Source organism: Variovorax sp. DAIF25 (assembly GCF_050711835.1).
Taxonomy (GTDB): Bacteria; Pseudomonadota; Gammaproteobacteria; order Burkholderiales; family Burkholderiaceae_C; genus Variovorax.
In genome coordinates, this window is sequence record NZ_CP136637.1 from 961,290 (window position 1) to 977,805 (window position 16,516).

At 69.7% G+C, this 16,516-nt stretch carries 15 protein-coding genes; 6 read left to right on the forward strand and 9 right to left on the reverse strand.

The features are described 5' to 3' along the window. Window positions 1-49 precede the first annotated feature (49 nt). A complete protein-coding gene (locus tag R0232_RS38640) occupies window positions 50-1,024 on the forward strand; it encodes a GlxA family transcriptional regulator (protein WP_431514445.1) in 975 nt (324 codons plus the stop codon). 194 nt (window positions 1,025-1,218) lie between these two features. Next, complete coding sequence (locus tag R0232_RS38645) at window positions 1,219-2,115, forward strand: pilin (protein WP_431514446.1); 897 nt, start codon at window positions 1,219-1,221, stop codon at window positions 2,113-2,115. 295 nt (window positions 2,116-2,410) lie between these two features. Here the strand turns inward: R0232_RS38645 and R0232_RS38650 are convergent, their stop codons facing one another. Continuing rightward, complete coding sequence (locus tag R0232_RS38650; protein ID WP_431514447.1) at window positions 2,411-3,397, reverse strand: Bug family tripartite tricarboxylate transporter substrate binding protein; 987 nt, start codon at window positions 3,395-3,397, stop codon at window positions 2,411-2,413. A gap of 2 nt (window positions 3,398-3,399) precedes the next feature. Next, window positions 3,400-4,233, reverse strand: a complete 834-nt coding sequence (locus R0232_RS38655; protein WP_431514448.1) for a hypothetical protein — start codon at window positions 4,231-4,233, stop codon at window positions 3,400-3,402. A gap of 115 nt (window positions 4,234-4,348) precedes the next feature. Here R0232_RS38655 and R0232_RS38660 point away from each other — a divergent pair, with 115 nt between their 5' ends. After that, window positions 4,349-5,257: a LysR family transcriptional regulator gene (locus R0232_RS38660; protein WP_296726720.1), complete on the forward strand. Its 909-nt coding sequence runs from the start codon at window positions 4,349-4,351 to the stop codon at window positions 5,255-5,257. Between the two features lie 23 nt (window positions 5,258-5,280). On the opposite strand, the gene R0232_RS38665 is transcribed toward R0232_RS38660, so the two are convergent. Genes R0232_RS38665 through R0232_RS38675 form a run of 3 tightly spaced genes read right to left on the reverse strand, consistent with a single transcriptional unit; the run spans window position 5,281 to window position 7,508 of the window. Next, window positions 5,281-5,700, reverse strand: coding sequence for a RidA family protein (locus tag R0232_RS38665; protein WP_431514449.1), 420 nt, complete (start codon window positions 5,698-5,700; stop codon window positions 5,281-5,283). Window positions 5,701-5,745: 45 nt separating this feature from the next. Continuing rightward, on the reverse strand, window positions 5,746-6,951 hold the full coding sequence (locus R0232_RS38670; RefSeq protein ID WP_408908351.1) for a PrsW family intramembrane metalloprotease: 1,206 nt from the start codon (window positions 6,949-6,951) through the stop codon (window positions 5,746-5,748). Continuing rightward, window positions 6,948-7,508: a hypothetical protein gene (locus tag R0232_RS38675; protein ID WP_057594117.1), complete on the reverse strand. Its 561-nt coding sequence runs from the start codon at window positions 7,506-7,508 to the stop codon at window positions 6,948-6,950. Before R0232_RS38675 ends, R0232_RS38670 begins: the two co-directional genes overlap by 4 nt. Before the next feature lie 252 nt (window positions 7,509-7,760). Between R0232_RS38675 and R0232_RS38680 the strand changes: the two genes are divergently transcribed. Both R0232_RS38680 and R0232_RS38685 read left to right on the forward strand, forming a co-directional pair. After that, the gene (locus tag R0232_RS38680; protein ID WP_431514450.1) at window positions 7,761-9,998 is read left to right on the forward strand and encodes a metallophosphoesterase; all 2,238 of its coding nucleotides are present in this window, start codon (window positions 7,761-7,763) and stop codon (window positions 9,996-9,998) included. Window positions 9,999-10,018: 20 nt separating this feature from the next. Beyond that, window positions 10,019-11,548, forward strand: a complete 1,530-nt coding sequence (locus tag R0232_RS38685; RefSeq protein ID WP_431514451.1) for an esterase-like activity of phytase family protein — start codon at window positions 10,019-10,021, stop codon at window positions 11,546-11,548. Here the strand turns inward: R0232_RS38685 and R0232_RS38690 are convergent. Continuing rightward, complete coding sequence (locus R0232_RS38690) at window positions 11,496-13,109, reverse strand: MFS transporter (RefSeq protein ID WP_431514452.1); 1,614 nt, start codon at window positions 13,107-13,109, stop codon at window positions 11,496-11,498. The two genes, R0232_RS38685 and R0232_RS38690, sit on opposite strands and share 53 nt — an antisense overlap. A 109-nt stretch (window positions 13,110-13,218) precedes the next feature. Between R0232_RS38690 and R0232_RS38695 the strand changes: the two genes are divergently transcribed. Beyond that, a complete protein-coding gene (locus R0232_RS38695) occupies window positions 13,219-14,097 on the forward strand; it encodes a helix-turn-helix transcriptional regulator (protein ID WP_431514453.1) in 879 nt (292 codons plus the stop codon). Here R0232_RS38695 and R0232_RS38700 read toward each other — a convergent pair. The 3 genes from R0232_RS38700 to R0232_RS38710 are packed head-to-tail and all read right to left on the reverse strand — an operon-like array spanning window position 14,018 to window position 16,357. Next, window positions 14,018-14,356: a DUF3325 domain-containing protein gene (locus R0232_RS38700; protein WP_431514454.1), complete on the reverse strand. Its 339-nt coding sequence runs from the start codon at window positions 14,354-14,356 to the stop codon at window positions 14,018-14,020. The genes R0232_RS38695 and R0232_RS38700 overlap by 80 nt on opposite strands. Continuing rightward, window positions 14,349-16,022 carry a PepSY-associated TM helix domain-containing protein gene (locus R0232_RS38705; protein WP_431514455.1) on the reverse strand — a complete coding sequence of 558 codons (1,674 nt, stop codon included), beginning with the start codon at window positions 16,020-16,022 and terminating at the stop codon, window positions 14,349-14,351. Before R0232_RS38705 ends, R0232_RS38700 begins: the two co-directional genes overlap by 8 nt. 38 nt (window positions 16,023-16,060) lie before the next feature. Then, window positions 16,061-16,357: an iron uptake protein gene (locus R0232_RS38710; protein WP_431514456.1), complete on the reverse strand. Its 297-nt coding sequence runs from the start codon at window positions 16,355-16,357 to the stop codon at window positions 16,061-16,063. Window positions 16,358-16,516: the final 159 nt, after the last annotated feature.

Below are 16,516 nucleotides of genomic sequence, written 5' to 3' on the forward strand. Positions count from 1 at the left end.
ATTGACAAGCTCCGACTGTTTTCCGCCAATCATGGAAGAATCCGCCGCCATGACACCCCGCGCCCCGAACACCACACCGCACCGGCTCGCGGTGCTCGCCCTGCCCGGCCTCATCGCCTTCGATCTCGCGAGCGCCTGCGAGGTCTTCGGCCATGCGGAGCTCGCGCCCGGCCAGCCCTGCTACCGCATCGCGGTCTGCGGCGAACGGAAGTCCTTCGACAACGGCAGCTTCACGCTCACGATCCGGCACGGGCTCTCGGTGCTCGATGAGGCGCAGACCATCGTCGTGCCCGGCATCGCCGATCCCGCGGCGCCGATCAGCCGCGCTGTGCTGCAGGCACTGCGCGCGGCCTCGGCGCGCGGTGCGCGCATCGCGTCCATCTGCTCGGGCGCCTTCGTGCTGGCGCAGGCCGGCCTGCTCGACGGGCTGAGCGCCACCACGCACTGGGTCGCGGCGCCGCTGCTCGCCGAGCTTCATCCGCAGGTGGAGGTCGACGCCAAGGTGCTCTACATCGACCACGGCCAGATCCTGACCTCCGCGGGCGCGGCGGCGGGCCTGGACCTGTGCCTGCACATGGTGCGCAAGGACTTCGGCGCGGCCGTCGCGGCGCGCGTGGCACGGCTGTCGGTGGTGCCGCTGCACCGCGAGGGCGGCCAGGCCCAGTTCATCCAGCCGCTCGACCTTCCCGCCGAGCGCGACCTGCAGCCGCTGCTCGCCTGGGTGGAGCGCAACCTGCACCGGCCGCTGTCGCTCGACGAGCTCGCGCGCCAGGCCTGCAGCAGCCAACGCACGCTGAACCGGCGCTTCCAGGACCAGTTCGGCGTCTCGCCCGCGCAATGGCTGATCCGCGCGCGCGTGCGTCGCGCGCAGGAGCTGCTGGAGCGCACGCGCCTCGGTATCGAGCAGATCGTCGCCAAGGTAGGGCTGGGGTCGGCGGCGAACTTCAGGGCGCAGTTCCAGCGCGTGGCGGGCGTGAGTCCCAGCGTGTACCGGCAGAGCTTCGGTTCAAGGCCGAGGGCCTGAACGCGACGGCCATGGCCGGCCGAAGACAGGTCCAGTAACATTCGTTTCCGAGCTGGGCATCGACACAGAATCACCGAACAACGGCCAGCGTCGGATGGAAGGGCCTGCGAGATGAACGAGGTATGGAGGAGTACGTGGCGGCTCGCGCAGAGCCGCCACGCTGTCGATGGCCGCCTGGATCGGGGAGGCCGGCCATGCGCGTAGAACCCACCCTGGGCAGTGCCAGCGACTGGCAATCCCTGGCACCACGCACGCCCGCCGGTCGACCACCACTGGACGAGACCGCACTGTACGCCGCCGCCATCGGCCCGAAGAACCAGGACCACTATCTCTCCCGGTTCAAGGCCTTCGACCGGCGAGGCGGCACGCGGCTCGGATGGCACTGGCCGGCCTTCCTGTGGACGCTCTACTGGCTGCTCTACCGCAAGCTCTGGTGGCATGCGCTGGCCTATTTCTTTGCACCGTACCTGCTGCTGACCGCCGCCGCCGTGCTGGTGCCGGCGGTGGGTGCCGATCGGGCCTCGCTGGTGTTCCTGGCCGTGTTCGCCCTGCTCTTCGTCGTGCCCGCGCTGCTGGCCGACGGCTTCTATTTCAAGCACTGCCGCCGGCTGATCGAGCGAGCGCGTGCCGAGTCCTCCGATCCTCGCGAGCAGAAGGCCTACCTGGAGCGCAAGGGCGGCACCAGCAGGCTGATCGCCGTCCTGTTCTACGTGTTGTTCGTACCCGGCCTCATCGGAATCGTCGCGGCCGTGGCCCTGCCGGCCTACCAGGACTACACGGTCCGCGCCAAGATCCAGCAGGCCCTGGTGCAGGCCAAGGTGGCGGGCGACGCCGTGGGCGATTTCTACGGCCGCAACCGCCGTGTGCCGAGGGACCTCGCGGAGGCCGGCCATGCCACGGCGCCCTCGCCCGACGTGCGCGACATGCGGGTGGATGCCCGCACCGGCGTCATCACCGTGACGCTGGGCACCAGCGCGGTCGCGGGACTGTCCTTCGTGCTGCAGCCGGAGGCCGGCGCCGATGGCCGCATCGCCTGGCGCTGCGGGTCGCAGGAGATTCCGGCCCGGCTGCTGCCGCGGGAATGCCGGTGAGCGCGCGAGCGCGGCGCAGCCATCGCCGCGCCTAGGGCCTGTTAACACTATGCAAGGGGTCGCGAAGCTCGCCAAAGCCCGCCCATCAAGGCGCGCGACGACGCGTGTGCGTCCGCACACGCTAGGAGCGCAACGCCGAGGGGCGGCTTTGGCGAGCTTCCCTTCGGGTTGCCCCGCAAAGGGGCCGTCTGCGGCGTTGCCCGCGCTTGCAAGGCATCAGCCTTGCTGCGCACGGGCGCCTTGCATCCAGCCCCTTTGCGGGGCAACGCGACCCCTTGCATAGTGTTAACAGGCCCTAGTCGATCGCGATCTTCGCGCGCGCGACCACGTCCTTCCAGCGCTCCAGCCCCTGCCGGATCGCGTGCGTGACCGCCTCGGGCTCGCTCGATTTCACCGCATAGCCCAGGCGCGCCAGCCGCGCGGCCAGGTCGGCATCGAGGGCCTTGCGCGTGGCGGCGCGGATCGTCGCGAGCACGGAGGCCGGCACGCCGGCCGGCGCCAGCAGGCAGTACCAGACCTCGTAGTCGACCGAGGGCCCGCCGATCTCCTTGAGCGTGGGCACCTCGGGCAGCTGCGTGCTGCGCTGCGCGCCGAACACTGCGATGCCGCGCAGCCGCCCGGCCGCGATCTGGCTCGCGACCGAGGGCGAGGTGGCATAGACCATGTCGATCTGCCCGCCCATCGCATCGTTGACCGCCGGCGCCGTGCCCTTGTAGGGCACGTGCAGCGATTGCAGCGGCGAGATGGTCGAGAGGTACTCGCCCACCAGGTGCGGCGAGGTGCCCGCGCCCGGCGTGCCGTAGCTCAGCGAGCGCTTTTTCGACAGCGCGACCAGCTCTTCGAAGTTACGCGCGGGGAAGTCGGGCCGCACCGCCATCACCACCTGCGTGCTGCCGACCATGCTCAGGGGCGCGAAGTCCTTGAGCGGATCGAAACGCGTGTTGCGATTCACGCTCGGGTTGGTCGCGAGGTAGTCGTTGGCGAACAGCAGCGTGTAGCCGTCAGCCGGCGCGCGCGCGACGAAGTCGGTGCCCATGTTGCCGCCACTGCCCGGGCGGTTGTCCACGACGACCGCGCGTCCGAGCAATTGGCCGAGCCGCTCCGCGAACGGCCGCGCGATGGTGTCGAAGCCGCCGCCCGGCGGAAACGGGACCACCATCGAGATCGGTCGCGAGGGAAATTCCTCCACGGCCCAGGCGCGCGGCAGCGGCGAGGCCGCCAGGGCGGCGCCGAGTCCCAGCACGATGCGACGGCGTCGGCCGTCGGACTGAGGGTCGCGCATGGTCACAGCCTCGGCAGTTCGATCTGCAGCAGCTCGCTCGCGGCATCGGCCGTCATCGCGCTGGCCGTCTCCCCGCTGTAGAGCGAAGACCGCGCTTCCCAATCGCGCCGGCCGTCACCCGCGTGGCCCTTGCCGGCCAGCACGAACACGATGCTGTTCGGCGGCACCTCGATGCTCCGGCCCGCTTCGAGCGCGATCAGCGACAGCACGGTCCGCGCCTCGGAGAAGCTGCCCAGGTGCTTGCGCGACACGCCGGGCCGCTGCGCATCGCTCAGCCATTGCGCGGCAGACGGGCGGATGAAGATCGGCTTGTCGTAGCGACTCTCGGGGTAGCGCAGCTCGCGGCCGTTCATGTGCTCCCAGACCGCTTCGTAGGCATCCTGGTTGCGCGTGCCGCCCTCGGGCTTGTCGACCTTGTAGACGCCGGCCTCGAAGCGCCCGTTCTTCTTCAGTTCGACGATGCCGCGCTGGAACGCCGCCTCCGACAGGTAGCCGCTGCGGCTCGCGCCGCCGAACTGCAGCACCAGCGTGAGCGACTCGCCCGAGATGCTCTGCGGCCCGTAGAACACGCCCTCGGGAAAGTAGCCGATCATGCCGGGCTTCATGACGCCGTCGCGCGCGAAGTCGGCGTCGCCCTCGAGCTGCACGCGCACCTGGTCGAAGTTGTGGCGATGGCGTGGCGAGTCGAAGTCGTTGAAGGTGTTCGAGAGCTGGAGGAAGAAGTTGCCCGCGCTGCCATCGCGGCCGGACAGCAGCGGGTGGTAGCGGAATTTTCCGCCGCGGGCATGGGTGCGCTCGATCATCGTGAGATCGCGCAGGTTCAGAATCTGCTGCATGGAAGGATGCGTCTCCTTGTTGGAATGGCCCGCATGCTGACGCAGTCCCCGCCACAAGCCCAGCGACATTAATTCACCGCAGCGTTGCCATTGCGGCAACGCTGCCCCGCGCACCATGAAACCCCGACGCCCCCTGCTCGACCACCTGAACCTCGCCACCCTGAAGCTCGTCGCGGCGATCGAGCACGAAGGCAGCCTGTCGCGCGCGGCCGCCACCCTGCACATCGTGCCCTCGGCCGCGAGCCGCCGCATCACGCAACTCGAGAACGCCATGGGCGTCGAGCTGCTGCATCGCACCGCACGCGGCGCCGGCCTGACCGCGGCGGGCCTGTCGATCGCACGCTATGCGCGCGCGATGATGGAGGACGTCGACACCCTCGACGCCGAGTTGCAGAACCTGCAGGCCGGCGTGTCGGGCCGCATCCAGCTCGTCGCCTCGATCTCGGCCATCGTGCAGCACCTGCCGCAGGACCTCGCGCTGTTCCTGCAGCAGCACCCGGGCATCAAGATCGAGCTGGCCGAACACACGAGCGCGGAGATCGTCGAGCTGCTGCTGCAACGCAAGGCCGACGTCGGCGTGTTCGTCGCCGAGGGCGACATCCCGGGCCTCAAGCTGCAGCCCTACCGCACCGAACGGCTGGTCGTGATCCTGCCCGTGCACCACCGGCTCGCGAAGCGCAAGCGCCTGCGCTTCGAGCAACTGCTGAAGGAGGAGTGGGTGGAACTGCCGCCCGGCACCGCGCTCGCGAGCCGCGTGGCCAGGGAAGCGCTCGCGCACGGCGTGCGGCTGCGCACGCGCATCCAGGTCAAGGGCATGGATTCGGCCAGCCGCATGGTGCAGTGCGGCCTCGGCATCGGGCTGCTGCCCCAGGCCAGCCTCGAGCAGCAGGCGAAGTTTCCGAACCTGGCTTTCGTGCCGCTCGACGAGCCCTGGGCGCACCGGGTCAGCTACCTGGCGGTGCCCGCGCTGGCCGAGCCGGCGCCGGCGAGCCGGATGCTGTTGCAGGCGTTGATGGGGCTCTGAAGCGGCATCGAGACCGCGTGCTGCTACGCCGGCCGGGCGGCCGCCACGGCCTTGATCTCGACGAGCAGGTTCGGCCGCGCCAGCGCGGCCACGCCGAGGATGGTCCAGGCCGGGAAGTCGCTCGTGATGTAGCGTTCCTTGATCGCGCGGAACGCGCTCAACTGCTCGTCGATGCGCACGTGATAGGACACCAGCTCGACCAGGTCCTCGAAGCCCAGCCCTTCATGCGCGAGGATCGCACCGAGGCGCTTGAACGCGAGCTCGATCTGTTCCTCGGCGCGCTCCGGCACGGTGCCGTCGGCATGGATGCCGACCTGGCCCGCGATGAAGACCAGCCCGCCGGCCTTCACGGCCGGCGCATACTGGAACAGGTCGAAGACCTTGTTGCTGCCGAAGGTCGGATCGTCCTCAGGGAGGCGCAGGCGCTGGATGTGGCTGGACATGGTGCGGTGGCGATGGATCGTCGAAGTGAAAGATGTGGTGCGTGCTCAGCGCGGCGCCTGGATCAACGGCTCGAGCGCCGCCCGGATCCGCCGCACCGCCAGCTCGCTCGCCAGCGTCTGCGGCCCTCGCCCATAGGTGCCCGCGAGCCGGATCAGCCGCAGCTGCTCGCGCTGCAGCCGCGTCTTGAGCCGCCGCGCCCTGGCACCGAAGGCACGGCCCATTTCGCGGCGCACGCGCCAGCGTGCCAGCGGTTCGCCCAGGCGCACCCACTCGTCGTCGCGGATCAGTTCGCGCTCGGGCACGAAGTAGGCCGCGAGCGCGTGCAGGTAGGCGCCGTTCTCGCGCGCGGCCTCGCGCCAGAACAGCCAGGCCGCGATCAGCACCGGAATGCCCTTGACCAGCAGCAGCAGCGCCATCTCGCCATAGCCGCCGTCGAAGTAGTCCTCGAGCAGCGGCGAGTTCCAGACGAAGTGCATGGCCCAGGCCAGCACGAAGCACAGCACGGCGGCGCCGATGCGCGTGACCAGCCGCCGCTCGGGATGCAGCAGGAACCACGCGACGCCGAAGGACGCGATCGCGGTGTAGGCCGCGTGGCTCCACAGCCCGCTCATGAGTCCGCGCGTGAGCAGGTTCAGCAGCACCGGGTAGACCTGGTTCTCGAGCGGGAAGCGCATCGAGGCATTGACGGTGTAGGTCAGGTTCTCGACCACCTGGAAACCGAGCCCCGCCATGGCCCCGACGATGAGCACCGACAGGTAGGTCTGGAACTGGTTGCGCGCCACCAGCACCAGCAGCACCACGCCCGCGAGCTTGAGGAACTCCTCGGTGATCGGTCCCGCGACCGCGGGCCCCCAGGCCGCCACGAACTCGGGCGAGATCAGCTTGGCGCACAGGCTCTGGATCGCGATGTTGGCCGGCGCCGCGAAGTAAACCGCGCCCATGCCGCCCCAGGCGAAGGCCAGCACGAAGGCCTCGGGCGGATGCTGCTCGAGCAGGTCGAGCGTGCGGAACACCAGCAGGAAGGCCAGCGTGTAGAGGCCCCACACCACGAGCCCCAGGAAGGCCGTGATGGGCACCACGCGAAAGCCCATCGAGAACATCTGCACGGTGTAGAACAGGCCGTTGACGATCAGCGCGCTCAGCAGCCAGAAGGCGGCGCGGCGCGGCTGGAAGAAGGAGTCGGTGCCGACCGGCCACGGCGACTCGTCGCTGTCGAAGGCGGTGGTGGTGATGGTGGTGTCGTGGCTCACAGCGGCGCCTCCAGGTCCATCGACTCGAGCATGCTGCGCGCGTCGGCCATGGCTTCGTCGAGGCCGTCGCTGCCGCCGTAGACGTCGATCTGCACCAGCGACTTGCGGCGCTGGTCGACCACCTGCCAGAAACGGCCGGCGATCTTGCTGCCGTAGTAGGCGAAGGTCTTGCCCTGCAGGCCCCACATGGTGACGAAGTCGGACACGTCGCCCTCGATGCTCAGGCCCTGGCCGCGCTCCATCAGCCGCTGCTGCCGCACCAGCGGACCGTCGGGCCCGCCGGCCCAGGGCAGCGTGGTCACGAGGAACTTGTGGTTGCCCTTGAACAGCATCAGCGAGCGGCCGGCCTTGGAGCGCGCCACGTCCATCTGCCAGCCGCGCGCGGGCTCGAAGCGCGCATGGCCGACCGACACGGTCTCGCCGGCCGGCAGCGGGCGCGCGCCGGGCGTGTGGCGGTCCCAGAAGATCAGGCCGCCGACATAGGCGGCAATGGCGAGGAAGACCGCGAGGGCGCCCGGCCAGGTGCGGTAGGGGATGCGGCGGGAGGGCTCGTGCATGGGGGCGATGGTGCCATGGCGCGGCGGGGGCGATTCCGCCTGGCGCGCGGCCGGCGGGGTCCGGCGGCGGCCCGAGAAGCGCTGCGCGTTCGATGCGAACTTTTCACCTCGGCGTCAGTGTGCGGTCAGTCGTCCTATGTCATGCATCTGCCACCGGGAGGTCATACGACCCCCGCATGATCCGCCCCGCGCCCGCCGGCCCCTTCGCAGGGGCGGCGGGCGTTTCGTCACCTTTTTCGCGGATCTTTTTTCATGATTTTTTCCCTTCCTCGCACTGCGCGCGCGACCTCGACGATCGCCGTCGCCGCGGCGGTGCTGCTGCTGTCCGCCTGCGGCGGCAGCGACAACCAGAACGCCGGCTTCTTCCCGCTGCCGCCCTCGGGCTCCAACCCCGGCCAGACCACGCCCCCGCCGGCCGAGTCCGCGCCGCCGGTGCAGGTCGCGTTCATGCCCGACATCCACTTCCACGACGTCTACGCCAACTTCAAGGACGGCTCGTTCCCCGGCGTGTTCAACCAGAAGTCGGGCCGCAACGCGACGATCCGCCTGATGCATGCGCAGATGACCTCGACGCGCCTGTTCAACGAGAACTACTTCGCCTTCATCACCGCGCTCGACGACGCGGTGGCGCGCGGCGTGAAGCTGATCGCGCTGCCCGGCGACTTCTCGGACGACGGACAACCGGTGCACATGCGCGGCCTGAAGAAGGTGCTGGACGACTATGCGAACAAGCACGGCATCCAGTTCTTCGCGGCCCCCGGCAACCACGACCCGAACAAGCCGCTCGAGCGCGCGGGCGGCAAGGCCGACTACCTGGGCATCGACCCCACGACCAACCGCGTCGGCGCGCCCCAGCCGATCTACAGCCGCGGCGGCAACGGCGATTGCGCGGCGTCCAACTACAGCGGCGAATGGGCCAAGGTCAACAGCAGCTACTGCACCGAGGAAGTCAAGGAACAGGGCTACGCGGGCATCACCGAGGCGCTCGACCAGCACGGCCTGATGCCCAAGGCCGGCTACCGCTATTTCGAGACGCCCTACAGCAGCTACAGCTACCAGAACTACGACTTCGCGAAGGCGAAGGAACAGGCGGCCTGGAGCAAGCGCAGCTTCGAGATCTGCGCGCAGGGCGCGGGCGGTACCTACAAGAAGGACGGCTACACCTTCTGCCATGACGTGCCCGACACCAGCTACCTGGTCGAACCGGTCGAAGGCCTGTGGCTCGTGGGCATCGATGCCAACGTCTACGTGCCCACCGGCACCGGCCCCAACGACTTCAACGGCTCGGGCGACGCCGGCTACAACAAGATGCTGACCCACAAGCCGCACGTGATCGCGTGGCTCAAGGACGTGGTGGCACGCGGCAAGAAGCAGGGCAAGCAGGTCGTCGCCTTCAGCCATTTCCCGATGAGCGAGTTCTTCAACGGCGCCTCCGACGACATCATCGCGCTGCTCGGCGCGGGCAAGATGCAGATGGTGCGCCGTCCCGCCGAGGACGTGACCAAGGCGCTGGCCGACACCGGCCTGCAGGTGCACGTGGGCGGCCACATGCACTTCAACGACACCGCCGTGCGCAACTACGACGACGGCCATGGCCTGGTGAACATCCAGGCGCCGTCGATGGCGGCCTACGTGCCGGCCTACAAGCTGCTGACCTTCAAGGACGCGACGCACATCGACGTGCAGACCGTGCGCCTGGACAACGTGGCGCGCTTCGACGAGCTGTTCGACCTCTACCGCGAGGAACACCGCTTCTTCACCGACTTCCCGGGCCGGCTGCCGGGCGGCAGCAACGGCGTGCTGTGGGACCGGACCGTGCTCGACGCGAAGAGCTACGGCGAGTTCAGCACGCGCTACATGTCGGAGCTGGTGCGCCTGCGGCTGCTCAACGACGACTGGCGCTGCGAGATGCGCGAGCTGGTGAAGAGCCCGATCTACGGCTCCGACCTGCTGGTGCTGTCGCAGCTGCAGACCAAGGTCACGCTCAAGCAACTGGGCAACACCGGCAACCGCGGCCTGCTGAGCAACGCCTTCTTCTCGTGCCTGGGCGACGCGGGCGGCGACGGCAGCGCGCAGCAGGCGGCCTACGCCAAGGACTACGCGGATGCGGAAGCCAGGGCGCGCGCGCTCGCGGGGGCCAACGGCATGCGGCTGGAGGACTTCAACCAGTGGAAGGCGATCGACCTGGCGGGCGACTTCGTGCGCCTGGCCAATGCCGGCGACCTCGCGTTCACCGACATCCCGGCCGACCGCGCGCGCCAGTACAAGCTGATCGCCCAGGCCCTCGAAGGCACCAACACCGCGCTGGCGCTCAACGGCAGCCAGCAGGTGATGAACGACAACCCGGCCCATGCGGTGTTCCAGGCGCGCTTCAAGCCGCTGATGCAGATCCTGCTCAAGCTCGCCCGCGGCGCGCCGACGCAGCATTTCGTGATCGATCTGCAGACCAACAAGCTGACCGACATGACGTCGGCACCGGCGCCCTTCTGAATCGCACCGAAGACCCAGACATGACATCGAAGAACAACATCCAGCGCCGCGGCCTGCTGCTCGGCGCGGGCGGCGCGCTGCTGGCCGGTTGCGGCGGCGGCGGAAGCAGCGGCGGCTTCCCCTTCGTGCCGGCACCCGCGCCGGCCCCTGCACCCGCACCGGCGCCCGCGCCGGTGGCCGAACCCGAGGTCACGGCACCGACGCTGACCGGCCGTGCCGTGCTGCCGGCCGACAGCTACGTGGCCGGCCCGACCTCGGGCCAGTTCATCTCGGGCGGCGACTACACGCGCGCCAAGGACACCTACGGCTACACCCTGCCCTTCCAGGGCAAGCAGCCGATGCAGGGCTTCTCGGCGCTGGTGCCCAGCGGCATGCCGGGCGTCTTCTACGCGATGCAGGACAACGGCTTCGGCGGCCGCGCCGCCTCGCCCGATGCCCTGCTGCACATCTACGCGGTGAAGTTCGACTGGGCCAAGGGCCAGGTGATCCCGGCCAACTTCCAGACCGGCGAGACGCTCGCGTCCTTCAGCGCGCAGAGCTACATCCGCCTGAGCGACCCCTATCGCAACCTCGGCTACCCGGCCGTGGCCGACATGGTCAACTACCCCGGCGCCTCGGTGTCGCCGGCCGGCCAGACGCTGGCCGTGGACCCGGCGATCGTCTCGGGCCGCCTGCTGACGGGCTACGACATCGACCCCGAGTCGCTGCAGATCGATGCGCAGGGCAACTTCTGGATCGGCGATGAGTTCGGTCCCTTCCTGCTGAAGTTCGACCGCCAGGGCCGGCTGGTCGCGCGCGAGGTGCAGATGCCCAACCTCGCGAAGATCGGCGGCAATCCGCTGGTGCAGACGCCGAACAATCCGTACATCCAGTCGAACACCTCGGTGGCCAACCTCGGCGGCTCGGGCGGCCTGGAAAGCATGGCGATCAACGCCAGCCGCACCAAGCTCTATGCGATGTACGAGAAGGAGATGAACGGCGACAACGCGCAGCGCCGCATCATCAGCGTGTTCGACCTGGCCTCGCAGAACTTCGAGCCGCGCGTCTACGCCTACAAGGTCAGCACCGGCCAGCGCATCAACGGCGACGGCAACCTCGAGACCGAGGTCTACAGCGTCAACGACATGGTCGCGATCAACGACACCGAGTTCCTCGTGGTCGAGAAGGACAGCGGCGCGGGCGACGTGCGCAGCGGCAAGTTCCCGGCCTCGGGCACCTGGCGCAACGCGGCGCGCTTCAAGCGCGTCTACAGGATCGACCTCGCGCAGGTCGACAGCAGCGGCTACCTCAAGAAGGAAGAGATCGTCGACCTGATGGCGCTGAAGGACCCGAAGGGCCTGGGCGGCGATGCCACCATCGACGGCGTCTTCGCGTTCCCGATGGAGTGCGTGGAGGTGGTGACGATCGCCGACGCGCAGACGCTGATGCTGGTGAACGACAACAACTACCCCGGCGGCTCGCCCTCGCGCCTGCCGAACAAGGTGGACGGCAACGAGTTCATCCGCATCCGGCTGCCGAAGCCGCTGGCGCTGCCGCCCGCGAAGGCTTGAGCGCGCGCGGCGCGGGGATCGCGATGCGCCGCAGCGCCACGGCCGACACCACGGCCAGGGCCGCGATCCCCGCGGCCGCCACGGCGGACGACACGCCGAGCCCGGCCACGAAGGCGTGCCGGGCCTCGTCGAGCAGGCCCGCGGGCAGGCTCGACGCGAGCGAGGTCGCGGTCCAGAGGCCCTCTTCCACCGCGCGGGCCGCCTGTTCGGGCAGCTCGCGCGGCAGATGCTCGGCGATGCCTGCGCGATAGACCACGGTCGTCAGGCTGCCGAAGATCGCCACGCCGAGCGCGACGCCGAGTTCCTGCACCGTTTCCGACAGCGCCGAGGCCGAGCCCGCATGGGCGGCCGGCGCCGCGCCGATCACGAGGTCGGTGCCCAGCGCGGCCAGCGTTCCCAATCCCAGGTAGATCAGCGAATAGCCGGCCACCGCCCAGCCCAGGCCCTGCGTCGCCGGCAGCACGGGCAGCAGCGCGAGCAAGCCATGGCCCAGCGCCGACAGCGCGAGCGACGCGGCCATCACGAAACCCGGGCGCACGCGCCGCGCGACCAGCGGCGCGCCGATGCCGGCCACCAGCATCGCGAGCGCGGGCGGCGCCATCCACAGGCCGGCCGTCACCGGCGGCAGGCCGATCACGAGCTGCAGGTACTGCGTCACCAGCAGCAACGCGCCGCCGACGCCGGTCAGCCCGACCAGCAGCACGCCGAGCGCGACGCTGAAGCTGCGGTCGGCGAACAGACCGATGTCGAGCAGCGGATTCGCGAGTCTGCGCTGGCGCCGCACGAACGCGATCGCGCAGGCGATGCCGAGCAGCAGCGCCAGCGTGGTGGCAATGCCCCAGCCGCTCTTCGCGCTCTGCTTGACCACGTAGACCAGTGGCAGGATCGCCGTCAGCGAGAGCGCGACGCTCGCGAGGTCGAGGCGCGCGCGTTCCGGCGCGCGGTATTCGGGCAGCAGCAGCGGCCCGCCGATCCACAGCAGCAGCACCACGGGAATCGCCACCAGGAAGGCCGAGCCCCACCAGAAGTGCGCGAGCAACAGGCCGCCGACCAGCGGCCCCGCGGCCATGCCGAAGGCGAACATGGTGGCCCACACGCCGATCGCCAGCGCGCGCTGGCGTGCATCGAGGAACATGTTGCGGATCAGCGCCAGCGTGGAGGGCATCAGCGCCGCGCCCGCGATGCCGAGCAGGGCCCGCGCGGCGATCAGCAGGTTGGCGCTCGGTGCGAACGCGGCCAGCACCGAGGTGACGGCGAAGGCCGCGGCGCCGATCAACAGCAGACGGCGGCGCCCGATCGCATCGCCCAGCGCGCCCATCGTGACCAGGAAGCCCGCGATCATGAAGCCGTAGGCGTCCATGATCCACAGCGCCTGCGTGGCGCTGGGCTGCAGGTCCTCGGCCAGCTTGGGCAGCGCGAGATAGAGCAGCGTCACGTCGAGCCCGAGCAGCATCGTGGGCAGCGCGAGCATGGCGAGGCCGGCCCATTGGGCGAGGCCCGCGCGCGCCGGCGGCGTTGTCGCAACGCTGTTGCCGTTGTGCTGTTTGAGACCGAAAGCCATGCGAGCCACTCCTGAATGATGAAAGAGCGATCATTCTGGGAACGGATCAGCAACAGGACAATATTTCCTCTCATGCTATTACTGGCAGCAATACGCAAGGCGGCGTGGCATGGCGTCTAGATCGCTCGACCGCACGCGCACCGAACTCTCGGCCTTCCTGCGCGCCCATCGCGAGCGGCTCGCGCCCGCGGACGTGGGCCTGCCCAGCGGCGGACGGCGCCGCACGCCGGGCCTGCGCCGCGAGGAGGTGGCGGCGCTCGCGGGCGTGGGCATCACCTGGTACACATGGTTCGAACAGGGCCGCGAGATCGGTGTCTCGGAAGCCTTCCTGCTGCGCATCGGCAAGATCCTGCGGCTCGACGATGCCGAGTGCTGCCACCTGTTCCTGCTCTCGCAGCAGCGGCCGCCCTCGGCCGAGGCCCATCACTGGCCGAGCATCCCGCCGCTGGTGCAACGCATGATGGACGAGCTGGTCGCGCGCCCCGCCTACGTCACCAACCTGCGCTGGGACGTGGTCGCGTGGAATGCCGCCGCCGACCGGTCGTTCGGCTTCTCGGGCCGGGAGCCCGCGCAGCGCAACTTCCTGCGCCTGGCCTTCGCCGATCCCGAGCTGCGCCGGCGCCTGCCGGACTGGAAGGAGGATGCGCCGCGCCTGCTGGCCGCGTTTCGCCGCGAGCTCGCGGTCGCGCCCGACGATCCCGCGATGCTGGAGCTGGTCGATCAGCTGCGGCGGCTGTCGCCCGACTTCCGGCGCTGGTGGGACACGCCGCGCGATCCGCAGCCCTCGCGCGGCATCTCGGCCCTGCTGGACGACGGCCGGCGCGTGGCCTTCGAACACGAGGCGCTGACGGTGGACGAGTACCGCCACCTGCGCATGGTGGTGTACTTCGAGGACGGCGCCGGGCCGCTCAGCGAGAGCTCGTTGCCGGCCGCGCGGGAATCCACGCCACCAGCGGCGCCAGCCAGCGCGGCCGCCAACTCAGCGTGAAGGTCACGGCGAGCGCGGCACCCGCGAGCGCCATGAACCAGACCAGCGAGGCCATCGAGACATGGTCGACGCGCAGGCACAGCAACAGCGACACGAGCAGGCAGGCGGCACCCAGCACGCGCAGCACGCGCGCCATGCGCACCGGGTAGGCCGTGCCGGGGCGCGCCTGCTCCCAGTGCACGTCCATCGACAGCGCGAACAGGCCCGCGCCCACGAGGTTGGCGGCCAGCGCGGCCGCGAGCATCAGGGCCTCAGACACGGGCCACCGCCGATCCGTTCGACGCCGACACGGTGGTAACGGCGGTCGCGGCGGCACGGCGCCGCAGCATGCGCGCGGCCACCACGGCCAGCGAGACCGCCGCGAGCACCGACAGGTCGACGCCCGCCACCGGCCAGTAGCCGCTGCCGATGGTGCGCAGCAGGTGGTCGCCGGTGGTGATCCAGTTCAGCAGCACCGCCGCCACGCCCAGCAGCGCCACGGCCCAGCACTGCTCGGCCCAGGCCGGTGCGAGACGGCCCTGCGCCGTGGGCGCGGTGCGCCACAGGCCATGGAGCAGCGAGACCAGCCAGGCGCCCGCAAAGACGCCGATCTCCCAGTTGCCGCGCAGCGGCAGCTCGGCCGGCAGCAGGCGGTTGGCGACCAGCATGGAGAAGGTCGCGATCAGCAGGCCCGGCACCGTCGCGACCGCGAAGGCATCGACCCAGCGCGCGCCCTGCAGGCCCTGCTTCGCATGCTGGCGCTTGCGCTTCTCGACGAAGAAGATGAAGCCGGTGGCGATGCAGGCGCAGCCGGCCAGCCCGCCCAGCACATAGAGCCAGCGCAGCAGCCAGTGCCTGAAGTGCTGCAGGTGCAGCCCGGTCAGGAAGTCCTTGATGCCCGCGACCACCGTGGGCGCCGGGTCCTCGCGGATCACCTCGCCGGTGGCGCCGTTGAAGTGGATGCCCTCGCCCGTGAGCGTGACCCGGTCGGTGCCCGCGCGGTAGACGCTGACGTAGGCATTGGCATCGTTCACGTGCTGCACGTTGAGCATGCCCACCTCGCCCGCCATGCCGCGGCTGGCCCAGCGGCGCTGGGCCTCGGCCACCATCGCGTCGACCGAGGCCAGCGTGCCCGGCGTGCCCGCGCGGTCGTGCGGCAGGCCGGTCTCCTGGGCCTCGAGCTTCTCGTGCAGTTCGTGCAGCGGCTCGAGCTGGGTGTGGCTGACGGGGAAGTAGACGCCCGCGAACACCACCAGGCCCGACAGCGCGAAGATGAAGTGGAAGGGCAGCGCGACCACGCCCGTGAGGTTGTGCAGGTCGAGCGCGCTGCGCTGCACGTGCTTGGCCGGACGGAAGGTGAACAGCTCGCGGAAGATCTTGCGGTGCATCACCACGCCGCTCACCAGCGCGATCAGCATCACCAGTGCCGCGAAGCCGACGATCCAGGTGCCGAGGTTCAGCCAGTTGATGTGCAGGCTGTAGTGCAGCGGGTAGAAGAAGTCGCTGCCGATCTTCAGGCGGTCTTCCGACAGCGTCTTGCCGGTGCGCGGGTCGATGGTGGCGTAGCCCCAGACCGCGTCTTCCGGATCCTTGGCGTTGGGCAGGATGAAGCCCGAATAGATGCTCAGCACCGGGTCGCGGTGCGTGGTGTAGGCCAGCCACTGCTTGGGCTCGAAGCTCGTCGCCATCGGGCCGTTCACGCGCGAGCGCGCCTGCTCGATGTTGGCGGGGGCGGGCTTCACCTCCTTGAACAGCGGCAGCAGCACCTGGTCGAACGAGGGCATGCGCTGCGGCTCGAAGCGCGTCTCGGGGATCGCCCAGCGGTCGATCTCGCGGTCGAACACCGACAGCGAGCCGAAGAAGAACACGACCATCAGCACGAAGCCGAGCACCAGCCCGAACCAGGTGTGGAGCCAGGCCATCGAGAGGCGGAAATTCTGGAACACGGAAGTCTCTCCTCGCGGGAATGGTTCGGGTCGTCAGGTCAGAGCAGCGCCCGCTGCACCAGGGAAGCCGCCGCCGCCATCGACAGGCCGCCGCCGGCCAGCACCAGCCACACGCGCTTGACATTGGCGGCCGAGAACGCCCAGAGGAACGCGACCAGGAACACCAGGAAGGCCAGCATGCTGGCGAGCGACTCGGCGTCGTGGAACGGCATGCCCGCGGCGAACAGCAACCCGATGCCGAGCGCGACGAAGCCCCAGGAGAACGCATAGCCGCCGAGCACGGCGGCGCCGATGCGGGAGACGATCTGCAGGGCGGGGACAGCGTTCTGGGCCATGGCTTTCTTCGACGGGATGGACGGCGAGCGGTGGCAGGCGTGGCGCCTTGCCGCACCCGGAGGCCCGGAGACCGGTCACTTGAGGCAATTGATAGTCGTTCTCATTCTATCAAGCGGGTTCTTGCCAACCTGAAGAATCGAAGGGACTCTTCCTGTTCG

Coding starts and splice junctions, on each gene's coding strand:
- R0232_RS38690 (WP_431514452.1), bottom strand. CDS start 13,109: ATGGCTTTCGGTCTCAAACAGCACAACGGCAACAGCGTTGCGACAACG.
- R0232_RS38660 (WP_296726720.1), top strand. CDS start 4,349: ATGAAACCCCGACGCCCCCTGCTCGACCACCTGAACCTCGCCACCCTG.
- R0232_RS38645 (WP_431514446.1), top strand. CDS start 1,219: ATGCGCGTAGAACCCACCCTGGGCAGTGCCAGCGACTGGCAATCCCTG.
- R0232_RS38665 (WP_431514449.1), bottom strand. CDS start 5,700: ATGTCCAGCCACATCCAGCGCCTGCGCCTCCCTGAGGACGATCCGACC.
- R0232_RS38675 (WP_057594117.1), bottom strand. CDS start 7,508: ATGCACGAGCCCTCCCGCCGCATCCCCTACCGCACCTGGCCGGGCGCC.
- R0232_RS38655 (WP_431514448.1), bottom strand. CDS start 4,233: ATGCAGCAGATTCTGAACCTGCGCGATCTCACGATGATCGAGCGCACC.
- R0232_RS38680 (WP_431514450.1), top strand. CDS start 7,761: ATGATTTTTTCCCTTCCTCGCACTGCGCGCGCGACCTCGACGATCGCC.
- R0232_RS38650 (WP_431514447.1), bottom strand. CDS start 3,397: ATGCGCGACCCTCAGTCCGACGGCCGACGCCGTCGCATCGTGCTGGGA.
- R0232_RS38685 (WP_431514451.1), top strand. CDS start 10,019: ATGACATCGAAGAACAACATCCAGCGCCGCGGCCTGCTGCTCGGCGCG.
- R0232_RS38695 (WP_431514453.1), top strand. CDS start 13,219: ATGGCGTCTAGATCGCTCGACCGCACGCGCACCGAACTCTCGGCCTTC.
- R0232_RS38640 (WP_431514445.1), top strand. CDS start 50: ATGACACCCCGCGCCCCGAACACCACACCGCACCGGCTCGCGGTGCTC.
- R0232_RS38710 (WP_431514456.1), bottom strand. CDS start 16,357: ATGGCCCAGAACGCTGTCCCCGCCCTGCAGATCGTCTCCCGCATCGGC.